This window comes from uncultured Thiodictyon sp. (assembly GCF_903946935.1).
Lineage (GTDB): Bacteria > Pseudomonadota > Gammaproteobacteria > Chromatiales > Chromatiaceae > Thiodictyon.
The window spans coordinates 1-11663 of the sequence record NZ_CAJAXH010000226.1 but is presented as its reverse complement, the minus strand read 5'-3'; the positions used below and the strand labels follow the sequence as shown (position 1 = coordinate 11663).

The 11663-nt window shown below is 68.4% G+C and carries 12 protein-coding genes and 1 pseudogene; 11 read left to right on the top strand and 2 right to left on the bottom strand.

What is annotated here, in order from left to right:
* A pseudogene (locus QZX93_RS19945) lies at positions 1-424 on the top strand (transposase); the annotation flags it as partial.
* Positions 425-431: 7 nt separating this feature from the next.
* Here the strand turns inward: QZX93_RS19945 and QZX93_RS19940 are convergent.
* Together QZX93_RS19940 and QZX93_RS19935 are read right to left on the bottom strand one after the other, a co-directional pair.
* Positions 432-815 carry a cupin domain-containing protein gene (locus QZX93_RS19940; protein ID WP_295386499.1) on the bottom strand — a complete coding sequence of 128 codons (384 nt, stop codon included), beginning with the start codon at positions 813-815 and terminating at the stop codon, positions 432-434.
* Positions 816-832: 17 nt separating this feature from the next.
* On the bottom strand, positions 833-1867 hold the full coding sequence (locus QZX93_RS19935; RefSeq protein WP_295386497.1) for an ABC transporter permease: 1035 nt from the start codon (positions 1865-1867) through the stop codon (positions 833-835).
* A 202-nt stretch (positions 1868-2069) separates the two neighbouring features.
* On the opposite strand from QZX93_RS19935, the gene QZX93_RS19930 reads away from it, so the two are divergent.
* From QZX93_RS19930 to QZX93_RS19885, 10 genes are all read left to right on the top strand, one after another.
* Entirely contained in the window at positions 2070-2654 is a 585-nt protein-coding gene (locus QZX93_RS19930) for an NnrU family protein (RefSeq protein WP_295386494.1), read from the top strand.
* Positions 2655-2739: 85 nt separating this feature from the next.
* Positions 2740-2997 carry a zinc ribbon domain-containing protein gene (locus QZX93_RS19925; RefSeq protein WP_295386491.1) on the top strand — a complete coding sequence of 86 codons (258 nt, stop codon included), beginning with the start codon at positions 2740-2742 and terminating at the stop codon, positions 2995-2997.
* Between the two features lie 82 nt (positions 2998-3079).
* Entirely contained in the window at positions 3080-3331 is a 252-nt protein-coding gene (locus QZX93_RS19920) for a DUF2892 domain-containing protein (RefSeq protein ID WP_295386488.1), read from the top strand.
* Positions 3332-3447: 116 nt separating this feature from the next.
* On the top strand, positions 3448-3648 hold the full coding sequence (locus QZX93_RS19915) for a hypothetical protein (RefSeq protein WP_295386485.1): 201 nt from the start codon (positions 3448-3450) through the stop codon (positions 3646-3648).
* On the top strand, positions 3645-6464 hold the full coding sequence (locus tag QZX93_RS19910) for a sensor histidine kinase (protein WP_295386482.1): 2820 nt from the start codon (positions 3645-3647) through the stop codon (positions 6462-6464). Before QZX93_RS19915 ends, QZX93_RS19910 begins: the two co-directional genes overlap by 4 nt.
* Before the next feature lie 9 nt (positions 6465-6473).
* The gene (locus QZX93_RS19905; RefSeq protein WP_295386479.1) at positions 6474-6869 is read left to right on the top strand and encodes a response regulator; all 396 of its coding nucleotides are present in this window, start codon (positions 6474-6476) and stop codon (positions 6867-6869) included.
* A 3-nt stretch (positions 6870-6872) separates the two neighbouring features.
* Entirely contained in the window at positions 6873-8372 is a 1500-nt protein-coding gene (locus QZX93_RS19900) for a DUF294 nucleotidyltransferase-like domain-containing protein (RefSeq protein WP_295386476.1), read from the top strand.
* A gap of 166 nt (positions 8373-8538) precedes the next feature.
* The gene (gene waaA, locus QZX93_RS19895) at positions 8539-9819 is read left to right on the top strand and encodes a lipid IV(A) 3-deoxy-D-manno-octulosonic acid transferase (RefSeq protein ID WP_295386473.1); all 1281 of its coding nucleotides are present in this window, start codon (positions 8539-8541) and stop codon (positions 9817-9819) included.
* 198 nt (positions 9820-10017) lie between these two features.
* Complete coding sequence (locus QZX93_RS19890) at positions 10018-11085, top strand: toll/interleukin-1 receptor domain-containing protein (protein ID WP_295386470.1); 1068 nt, start codon at positions 10018-10020, stop codon at positions 11083-11085.
* A partial coding sequence (locus tag QZX93_RS19885; RefSeq protein WP_295394887.1) for an ATP-binding protein occupies positions 11082-11663 on the top strand: 582 nt, incomplete at its 3' end. The genes QZX93_RS19890 and QZX93_RS19885, both read left to right, overlap by 4 nt.

The following is an 11663-nucleotide window of genomic DNA, read 5'->3' as shown; positions in this document are numbered from 1 at the left end:
GTTTGTGCGGGTCTTGCTCCGGCGTGTGATGCCGGGCGAGAATCTGCCGGAAATCCACGAACTGCAAGAGGTCGAAACGATGCTGGCAGAATATGTCGAAGAGTGGACGGAGAAGTGGAAGCGCGAGGGGCTGTTGGCGGGAAGACTGCAAGGCAGACTGGAAGGTAAGCTGGAGGGTAAGCTGGAGGGCAAGCTGGAGGGCAAGCTGGAGGGCAAGCTGGAAGGTAAGCTGGAGGGTGAGACCCACGCCCTGAAGCGGGTGCTCAGGCGCCGCTTTGGTGACCTCCCCGCCTGGGCAAGCGCCCGCATCGACAACGCGACCCTTGGCCAGTTGGATGCATGGCTGGATGGTATTTTTGCGGCCGAAACCCTGGAAGCCCTGCTCGATGGCCAGTCCCCGGCCCCTGGCCCGCCTGCGAATTGACCTCAGTTCATGGCTTGCCGGTCTGCGGTGTAGCCTCGCGCGACCCGCCCCTGTCGATATGCACCGCCAGCCACACACACCGGGGCTCGACGGAGGTCTCCAGCACCCGGTGTTGGGTGTGGGCGGGGATGAATAGATAGTCGCCGGGACCCAGCACCCGCTCCGCCCCGTCCACCCACAGCCGCGCCCGCCCCTGGAGCAGGACCACCCACTCGTCTTGGGGCTGGTCATAGAGGACCGGCTCGGGGGTGGCGCTGCTGACGATCCGCTCGATCCACACCTGGCCCCCGGCCTGCCCGGGCTTCAGGTCGAGCCGCAACAGGTCGGCGAAGACCTCACCGGCCTGGGGCGACGGCAGCTCGGCAAACAGGTTTCCGGTTGGCAACGGCATGCTCAAGCCCCCCAGGCTCACTCCCACCGAAACAAGCGGGCCGCCACGCTCAGAAACACCAGCGCCAGGGCCACCAGCAGCGCGACCTGTGGCAGGACCTCGACCACCCCGGCCCCGTCGATCATGATCCGGCGGGCGGCGTCAACCAGATGGGTCAGGGGTGAGAGTTGTGAGAACAGGCGCGCCGCGGGGCTCGCGCCCTCCATGGAGAACCAGACCCCGGAGAGCAGGAGCAGCGGCCAGGAGATCAGGTTGAGTATGCCGTCGGCCAGCTCCTCGGTGCGCAGCCGGGCGGAGACGATGAGTCCCAGGCTGATCAGGCACAGCGCACCGGCCATATACACGATGACCAGTGCCAGATAGGACCCGCGCATGGTGAAGTGCAGCAGCAGGTCGGCACCCACAAAGACCACCAGGCTGGCACTCATCGCCACCAACAGGCGCGAGAGCACTTGGGCGGTCAGGAACTCAAACGGACTCAGTGGCGTGGCCTTGAGCCGCCGCAACACCCCGTTCTTGCGATAGCGCACGATCACATAGCCGACCCCCCACAGGCTGGAGAACATCACGTTCATCGCCAGCACCCCGGGCAGGACCCAGTCGGCATAACTGACGGCCGCACCGCTGAGGGTATGGCGCTGCGGTGCCGTGGCGCCGGCCGCGGCCCCGTCCCCCGACCCCAGCAACAGGCGCTCGGCCAGGTAACCGCGGGGAGACTCCAGATTCACCCAGTAGGTGGGCGGGGCGGTGCGCGGGTCGAGCAACAGGTCGAGCTGGTGGCGGTCCACCTGAGTGACGGCCCGCGCCAGGTCGGTCAGCGGCACGAACTGGATGTGCCTCAGGGCCAGGAAGCCGCTTGCGGGCGGCGGCGGCAAGGCACCGTCCGCGGTGAGGACCCCGACCTTGAACTGGGCCTGGGGGTCGCCGCTGAAGACGAATGCAAAGCCCAGCACCAACAGGATCGGCATGAAGATGTTCCACCCCAGACCGGCACGGTCGCGGTAGAACTCCCGGTTGCGGGCGACGAGGATAGCGAGGATGCGGCGCCACATAGTGGGTTCTCCCGGGCCTGGCCCGAATGGTTGTGCGCCGCGACGCGAAGCGCGCGAGCGCAGGCGTCCCAGCCCGGACAGGAAGTGCCAAGGGACAGTCGGGGGCGGTTCCGGTAGCATTGTCCCAAGCCCGGGCGCGGATCGCCAGCCGCGGATTCACGCCCGTTTCCCCCGGACCTTCACACCACTGGAAATCGACCCGATGGCCATCCTACTCCTTGGACTCTTCCTCTTCATCACCGCCCATTCGCTCACCTTCCTGGCCCGCGGCACGCGAGCAAAATTCATCAGCGTCGTCGGGGAGCCCCGCTGGCAGGGATTCGTCTCGGTGGCGAGCCTCGTCGGCATGGCACTGATCGTCTGGGGCTATTCGCTCGCCCGGGTGGAGCCGGTCCAGATCTATGTGCCGGCGACCTGGGTGCGGCATGTGAGCCTGCTGATCATGCTCCCGGTCTTCCCGCTGCTGTTCGCCACCTATCTGCCCGGGCGCATCCAAAGCGCCGCCGTCCACCCGACACTGATGGCCGTCACCCTCTGGTCGTTCGCCCACCTGCTCGCCAACGGCACCCTGCCGGACGTGATCCTGTTCTGGTCGTTCTTCATCTGGTCCGTGTCCCATCGCGCCTCCTACAGGTACCGCCCCGCCCCCCCGATTCCGGGAGCAGGCCCAAGTAAATACAATGACCTAATTGCAGTCGGCGGCGGCTTGGCGATCTATGTGTTGTTCCTGTTGTGGGTCCATGCCTGGCTGTTCGGCGTATCGCCGCTCGGCGCCGCGGCGTCCTGAGGGTAGCGGCGGCGGCTCGCAAATCAACCGGTGCGCGTATAATTGCCGGCTATGACACGCTGTAATTGACCTTGAGGAGCATCCGATGCCGACCTACGACTACCGCTGCAACACCAACGGCCGTGTGCTGGAGGTCAGCCACCGCATGAGCGAGAACCTGAACACCTGGGGAGAGCTGTGCCGACAGGCCGGCGTGGAGACCGGGGACACCCCGGCGGACGCCCCGGTCCAGCGCCTCGCCACCGGGGGCAATGTGATTTCCAGCACCAGCCGCGGACGGGACGCGGCGCCGCCGTGCGCCAGCGGCCATTGCTGTCCGAGCGGCGGCTGCAACATGCACTGATCGCTGCACACCATGCCCCAACGCGGACCGGCACCGGGGCACTGACACCCCCTGGCCGCGCGCCTCAACTGGAGAAATCACCATGGCATTCAAGTTCAAGCTACCCGAGCTCAAGCAGCCCGACAACGCTAACGTCGGCAAGAAGGATCGCATCATCCGCGTGGTCGTCGCCGCGCTGCTGCTCCTCGGCGCCTTCAGAGGCGGCATCATCGATCACTGGTACATTGCACTCATCGCCTTGGTGCTGCTCGCCAGCGCCTATTTCGCGTTCTGCCCGGCCTACGTGCCGATCGGCAAGAACACGGCGCAGGACGAGCCCCCGGCCAAGCAGTAGCCCGCGGCGCCCCCGGCCGGGCCACGATACCCGGCCGGTACGCCGCGCACCATTCGCCCGCGCGCAACCCAGGCCCTATACTGACGCCCATCACCCCCTGACCCCGGGCCCTTGCCATGCCCCGCGCCACCCTGCTGCGACAACGCCTGCTGGTCCTGTTTCTGGCCGCACTCTTTGCGTTTTTTTCGCCGCTCCCGGGCCGCTTTGAGTCGCTGCCGGACCTGCTCGGCCTCCCCGCGCTCTATCTCTATCTCTTCGGCGTCTGGGCCCTGGCGATCGCCGGTGCCGCCTGGGTCTGCTCCCGGGGCCGGGATTGAGCCTGCTTCAGTCAATGGAGCCGCCGACGATCACGGCCCCCCTGATCATCGGCGTCGCCTGCGTCTATCTGGGCGGGCTCTTCGCGATCGCCTACTGGGCGGATCGCCGGGCCGACCGCGGGCGCTCGGTGATCGGCAATCCCACCGTCTACGCACTCTCGCTCGCCGTCTACTGCACGGCCTGGACCTTCTACGGCAGCGTCGGGCGGGCGACCGCCTCGGGCCTGGGTTTTCTCGCCATCTATGTCGGCCCGACCCTGATGGCGCTCCTGTGGGGCTCGGTGCTGGTGAAGATGGTGCGGGTGAGCAAGACCGAGCGCATCACCTCCATCGCGGACTTCATCGCCTCGCGTTACGGCATGAGCCAGTTGCTCGGCGGCCTGGTGACGGTGATTGCGGTAACCGGGGTAGTGCCCTATATCGCATTGCAGCTCAAGGCCATCGCCTGGAGCTACACCATCCTGCGGCACTACCCGCAGTTGCTGATGCCGCAGGCCCTGAACCTGCCCTTCTGGGCCGACACCGGCTTTATCGTGGCCCTGCTGCTCGCCGCCTTCACCATCCTCTTCGGCACCCGCCACCTGGACGCCAGCGAACGCCACGAGGGGATGGTGGCCGCCATCGCCTTCGAGTCGATCGTCAAGCTGGTCGCCTTCCTGGCGGTGGGGCTGTGGGCGACCCTGGGGCTGCTGGGTCTGGGGACCATCGGCGGCCCGGCCCTGCCTGAGGTCGTCGACGACCCCCATGTCGCCGCCCTGCTGAACCCGGGCATCCACTCACCGGTCGACTGGTTCGCGATCTCGTTCCTGGCCGGGCTGGCGGTGATGCTGCTGCCCCGCCAATTCCAGGTGGCAGTGGTGGAAAACAGCGACGAGCGCCAGGTCCGCCGGGCCATCTGGCTCTTCCCGCTCTATCTGCTCCTGATCAACCTGTTTGTGATCCCGATCGCGGTGGCGGGACTGCTGATGTTCCCGGACGGCCAGGTGGACCCGGACACCTTTGTACTGACCCTGCCGATGGCCTTCGGCCACCCCGTGCTGGCACTGACCGTCTTCGTCGGCGGGCTCTCGGCGGCCACCGGGATGGTGATCGTGGAGGTCATTGCACTCTCCACCATGGTCAGCAACGACCTGGTCCTACCGGCGCTGCTGCGCCGTTGGCACCGCCGCCCCGCGAGCATGGATCTGGGCCGCTTACTGCTGATCGTCCGCCGCGCCGCCATCGTATCGATCCTGTTGCTCGGCTGGCTCTATTACCGGCTGGCGGGGGAGGCCTATGCGCTGGTGGGCATCGGACTCATCAGCTTCGCCGCGGTGGCCCAGTTCGCACCCGTGGTCTTCGCCGCACTCTACTGGCGCGGCGGCACCCGGGAGGGCGCACTGGCCGGACTCTCGGCGGGCTTTCTGGTGTGGATCTATACCCTGCTCCTGCCCTCCTTCGCCCGCTCCGGCTGGCTGCCGCCCATGTTCATCGAGTCAGGCATCTTCGGTCTCGAGATCCTCAAGCCCCAGGCACTGTTCGGACTCGGCCATTGGAGTGAGGTAACCCACTGCCTGTTCTGGAGCCTGAGTGCGAACCTCGGCGCCTTCCTCGCGGTGTCCGCGCTACGCGCGCCCAACGCGGTGGAGGCCACCCAGTCCAGCGCCTATGTCGATGCCTTGAAGCATGGCCGGCGCACCGGTCTACCCCTGTGGCGCGGCAGCGTCGAGGTCGCGGAACTGCGCACCCTGGCCGAGCGCTTCCTGGGGGCCGAGCGCACGCGCCGCGCCTTCACCGACTTCGCCCGCGCGCGTGGACTCGACACCCCCGAGGCCCTCCCGGGCGACGCCCGCACCGTCGATTTCGCCGAGACCCTGCTGTCCGGGGCCATCGGCGGGGCCTCCGCCCGGGTGATGGTCGCCACGGTCACCGAGGAGGAACCCCTGGGCGTCGACGAGGTGCTGGATATCCTCGACGAGGCCTCCCAGGTCCGCGCCTACAGCCACCAACTGGAACAGAAATCCCAGGAGCTGGAGGCGGCCAGCGCGGAGCTGCGCGCCGCCAACGAGCGACTCCAGGAGTTGGATCGGCTCAAGGACGACTTCATGTCATCCGTCACCCACGAGCTGCGCACCCCGCTGGCGGCGATCCGCGCCTTCTCCGAGATCCTGCTCGCCGACCCGGCGCTCGAGGTCGGCGAGCGCCAGCGCTTCCTGGGCATCCTAGTGAGCGAGACCGAGCGCCTGACCCGCCTGGTCAATCAGGTCCTGGACCTGGCCAAGATCGAGTCGGGCCACGCCGACTGGCTGATCGAGCCGGTAGACCTGACGGAGGTGATCCAACAGGCGGTGGCCAGTACCGGCCAGTTGATTGCGGGGCGCGGAGCCGAACTGGCAGTCGACCTGGGCGCCGCGGACGCGGCGGCCCAGGTCCTGGCCGACCGCGACCGGCTGGTCCAGGTCCTGGTCAATCTGCTGTCAAACGCCGCCAAGTTCGTCCCGAGCGCGGGCGGGCGGGTGGCGGTACAGCTCACCCGCCACGGCGACTGCCTGCGCGTGTGCGTGTCGGACAACGGGCCCGGCATCCCGGCGGCGGACCTGGGCCTGGTCTTCGAGAAGTTTCGCCAAGCCGCCAGCGGCGGAGAAAAACCCATCGGAACCGGGCTCGGGCTGCCCATCAGCCGCCAGATCGTGGAAAATTTCGGCGGACGGATCTGGGCTGAGGCCAGTGTCGCCACTGGTGCTACCCTGTGCTTTGAGTTGCCCGCGCTCGCGTCCGCCAGGCCCCAGGAACCCCAAGAACAACCGGACCAGGACCCCTGGCCCGCCACCCGGTGAGAGTCCACCATGAGCCAACGTGTACTGATCGTCGACGACGAGCCCAACATCGTCATCTCACTGGAGTTCCTATTGAAACGGGAGGGCTTCACGGTCACTGTCGCGCGCGACGGGGAGGCGGGCCTCGCGGCCATCCGCGAGCAGCGCCCGGCGCTGGTGGTGCTGGACGTGATGATGCCCAAGCTCGACGGCTTTGCGGTCTTGCAGGCGGTACGTGCAGACCCGGCGCTCGCCGCCACCCGCATCCTGATGCTCACCGCCAAGGGCCGGCAGGCCGAGCAGAAGAAGGGGCTGACACTCGGGGCCGATGCCTACCTGCCCAAGCCCTTTTCCACCCACGAGCTGATCGCCAAGGCGCGGGAATTATTGAACACCGAGGCCGCGGCAGCGCCGGGGGGGAATTGAGCCATGAGCGATACCGACGACTTCTCATCCATGAACACGCTCGACACCGCCTCGCTCGGCACTGGGTTGGAGCAGACCGGCGTGGCCGATCAGGCGCTCCTGCGCACCCTGGCGCGCCGCCGCCCCCCGGTGCTCCCACCCGCGGCGACGCTGCGCGACACCCTCTACCAGATCAGCCAGCGCCAGGAGGACGCGGCGGTGATCGCCGACGAGGCCAGTGGCCTGCCGCTGGGACTCGTCACGCTGCGCGAGATGCTGCACGTTATCAGCTTCGAGGGGGCCGGACTCGATGACCCGGTGGCCGCCCACATGATCGGCGCCCCGCTCACCATCGCCGCGGACTCCCCCGCCCACCGGGCCAAGGTCCTGATGACGAAGCGGGGGGCCAAGCACCTCCTGCTCGTCGAGCCCGACGGCCGGCTGTTCGGGCTGGTCGGTCAGGCCGACCTGCTGGGGCTGCGCGCCGGCGGGGCCGAGGCCCTGATCGAGTCCATCGGCAACGCCCGCGACCTGCCCGCCATGACCCAGGCCGCGGATCAGGTCCGGCGCCGCGGGGCCGACCTGTTCCGTTCCGGCATGGGGGTGGAGGCACTCTGCCAGTGGATGTCCGGCCTCAGCGACCTCATCGCCATGCGGGTGATCGAACTCATGGAGGACGAGTTCGACCTCCCCGCGGTCCCCTGGTGCTGGCTGGTCTTCGGCTCCGAAGGCCGGTTGGAGCAGACCTTTGCCACCGACCAGGACAATGGACTGATCTTCCTCCCGCCGGAACCCGCGGCCACCGAGGACCTACGCGCCGACTTCCTGCCCTTCGCCCAGGCGGTCAACGAGGCCCTGCACCGCTGCGGCTTCGAGCGCTGCCGCGGCAACATCATGGCCAGCAACCCGGCCTGGTGCCTGAGTGCGGATGAATGGCGGCGGCGCTTCGCCGATTGGCTGGCGGAGCCCACCCCGGAGGCCCTGGTCAACGGCACCATCTTCTTCGACTTCCGGCCGCTCTACGGCAGTTTCGAGATGGCCGACCAACTGCGCGCCTGGCTCTTGGCGCAGGCCCGCACCGCCGGCCGCTTCCTGCACAACCTCGCGGAACAGGCGCTCACCGTCGTACCGCCGATCGGCTGGGCCGGCCAATTCAGCTATGACCGCAACCGCGACTTTCCACACACCATCGACCTCAAACTCCAGGGCGCCCGGCTCTTCGTGGACCCGGCGCGCGTCTGGGCGCTGCAACACGGCATCTGGAGCACCAACACCGCGGAGCGCCTGCGCGCCTGCGCCGTCAGCCAGGGGCGCTCGGGCAGCGACACCGCGGTCGAGATCGAGAACTTTCACCTCATCCAACGCTTCCGCATCAATCAGCAGTTGCAGAGCGCCGACCTGGCCGCCGTCAACCGAGTCGACCCCGACGACCTGAATGAACTGCACCGATTGTTACTCAAAGAGGCCTTCAAACAGGCCAAGCGGCTCCAGTTGCGGTTGCGCCAGCAGCAGCTCTTATTTTGACATCCAGTCCAACATCAGAGAGTAACGCGCTCGTTCCCACGCTCTGCGTGGGAATGCATCCCTGGCCGCTCCAGCGGCACGAATCCCACCGACGAACCGCGACTGACCCGCCGCCGCCGTTGCGGCAAGATGGCGCCCTCCCCCGTCGCCACCCGTCACCGGCCCCATGAATCTAACCCTCTACACCCTACTCCTGCGCCTGGTGCTGCCACTGGTGGTGCTGCGACTGCTGTGGCGCAGCCTCAAGGCGCCGGCCTATCGGCGCCGCATCGCCGAGCGGCTGGTCCGGGACACACCGCCGGCGGCACCCGCGCCGGTCTGGGTCCATGCGGTCTCGGTCGGGGAGGTCCAGGCGGCCCAGCCGCTGATCAAACACCTATTGACCCGCGACCCACCGCTCAAGGTCCTGGTCACCACCACGACCCCCACGGGCGCGGCACGGGTGCAGGAGTTGTTCGGCGACCGCGTCACCCATCGCTATACGCCCTATGACCTGCCGGAGGTGGTCGGACGCCTCCTGGACCGGGTGCGCCCACGGCTGCTGATCGTCATGGAGACCGAGATCTGGCCCAACACCCTGGCGCAGTGTGCCGCGCGCGGCATTGCCGTGGTGCTGGCCAACGCCCGGCTCTCGGCCCGCTCGGCCAAGGGCTATGCGCGCCTGGCGGGACTGACCCGCGTGACGCTGCGGCGCTTCGACCTGATCGCCGCCCAGGGCGAGGCCGACGCCCGGCGCTTTCAGGACCTGGGGGCGGACCCGCAGCGGGTGCGGGTCACCGGCAGCATCAAATTCGACCTGCGCCCGCCGGCCAGCCTCCAGGACCAGTCCGAGGTGATGCGCCGGATCTGGGGCGGCGACCGGCCGGTGTGGGTGGCGGCCAGCACCCACGAGGGCGAGGACGAACTCATGCTGACCGCCCACCGGCGCCTGTGCAGCCGCGTACCCACCGCCCTGCTGGTGTTGGTACCGCGTCACCCGGAGCGCTTCGACCGGGTTGCGGGCCTGGTCACGCGGGCGGGGTTCCAACTCGTGCGGCGCAGCACCCGGGCACCCTGCACGCCGCAGACCGGTGTCTTTCTGGGCGACAGCATGGGTGAGTTGCCGGTCTTCCTGGCCGCCGCGGATGCCGCCTTTATCGGCGGCAGCCTGGTGCGCACCGGCGGCCACAACCCGCTGGAGGCGGCCGCGGTCGGCGTACCGGTGGCCACCGGCCCCTATGTCTTCAACTTTGCGGCAATCACAGAACTGCTGGTGGCAGAGAATGCGGCGGTCCAGGTGGCGAGCGCGGAGGCCCTGGCGGACCTGATGACGCAGTGGCTGACCAATGCCGCCCTGCGCACCCGGGTCGGCGAGCGCGGGCGGCTGGTGGTGGAACGCAACCGCGGGGCGCTGGGGCGGTTGATCGAACTGATCGAGGAGCAGCTAACATCGGCTAACGGCCAGTGAGACCGGCCACCCCGGCAGATGAAAGGCGTGCGTGGGAGCGGCTTCAGCCGCGACGAGGCCACGGTAACTCGCGAGATCGTGTCGCGGCCGGGGGGCCGCTCCTACGGACGGCGCGCTTGTGCTAACCTTCGGCTGCACAGGGTCGCATGGGCGGCCTCCGGCGCCCAACCCACCAGGCAGCGGTCGAGCGAATCCGACATGAGCAACGGCAGCGATCAACCCGTTTACGACATCTTCGTCAGTTACGCGCACGTCAACAACGAGCCGCGACCCCCTGTCCCTCAGGGCTGGGTCAGTACCTTCGTCGAAATCATGAAGAGCAACCTGGCAGAGGAACTGGGACGAGCCGACTCCGCGCGCCTGTGGATGGACTACGAGCTGCGCGGCAACGACTCGGTCACACCGGCGATCCACGCCCAGCTTGCCACCGCCCGGGTTCTGGTGCTATTCCTCTCCACGGGCTATCTGGAATCGCGCTGGTGCATGGATGAGCTTGAAACCTTCGTCGCGCGCACCCGCGGTCAGGGCGGGTGCATCTTCCCGATCTATCTCTCGCCCGTCGAGCAGGTCCCTGCCCCCTTGCAGGACCTACTGAAATACCAGTTCTGGCACAAGGACGAGCGCGGCCAACCCCGCCGACTGGCGGACCCCCAGCCGTACCCGGCCCGCGAGCCCGAGTATTACCAACTCCACCGCGACCTGGCGCGGGACCTGGCACGCACCTTAGGCCAGCCCCGTCATTCCAGCCGAATGCCGGAATCCAGTGCCAGAGATGGCGACCTCTCCGCCGCAACGACCCAACAGACCGGCGATGAGCGCCCTGCCCGCTCCAGCATCTTCGTCGGCGGCGCCCAAGACGACCTGGACCTGGTACGCCACACCGCCCGGCTGCTGACCGCCCAGGGCCTGCGCTGCCTGCTCCCCATCACCGCCATCGACGGGTTCGACCCGCTGACCCCGTCCGCCGACATCCGCCGCGACCTGGAGGAGAGCCTGGAGGACAGCGACGCGGTGCTCTTCCTCTACCGCGCCGGACCGGCCACCCAGGTCCGCCAGTCCATCAAGGAGGTCCGCAAGCTTGCCGCCCGCAACCCTCGGGTCCCGCAACGGATCGACCTCTGCCAACCGACGAGCGCACCGGACGCCTTAGGCGTCTACGACCCCGACCTCCAGGTGATCGGCACCCCAGGCGACTGTGGTGAGGGCTGCGCCCGGCACTGTGCGCAAACATTCAATGACCGGCTCGCCGCCGGGGGGCGCCCATGAACGGCCGCCGCCCCTACCCAGGGCTCCGCCCATGCAACCGGGACGAGGACACGCTCTTCTTCGGGCGCGAGCGTCAGGTCGACCAACTCCTGGACAAGCTGGGCGACACCCATTTCATCGCCGTGCTCGGCACCTCCGGCTCGGGCAAGTCGTCACTGGTGCGCGCCGGGATGCTGCCGGCACTGGAGGGCGGACTCCTGGCCCGTGCCGGTGCCCGCTGGGAGATCGCCGAGCTGCGACCCGGCGACTGCCCGCTGCAGCGGCTGGCCGCCGCCTTGGTCGAACAGACCGCCTGGGGCGCGGGGCCGCTGGTCCGCACAGCGGACCCTACGCCAGGCTCCGCCGAGCCGTCCGATCCCCGTAGGGTCCGCTGCGCGGACCCAGCGCCCGCCGACACCGACGATCCCCGCTGCGTGCCGCTGGAATCGGACCTGCGTAAAGGCCCGATGGCGCTCAACTGGTTGTTGGGCCTGCGCCCGCTGGACCAGGGCGCGCGCCTCCTGATCCTGGTCGACCAGTTCGAGGAGCTGTTCCGCTTTGCCGACCAGGGCGACGAGCAAACCCGCGACGCCGCCGCC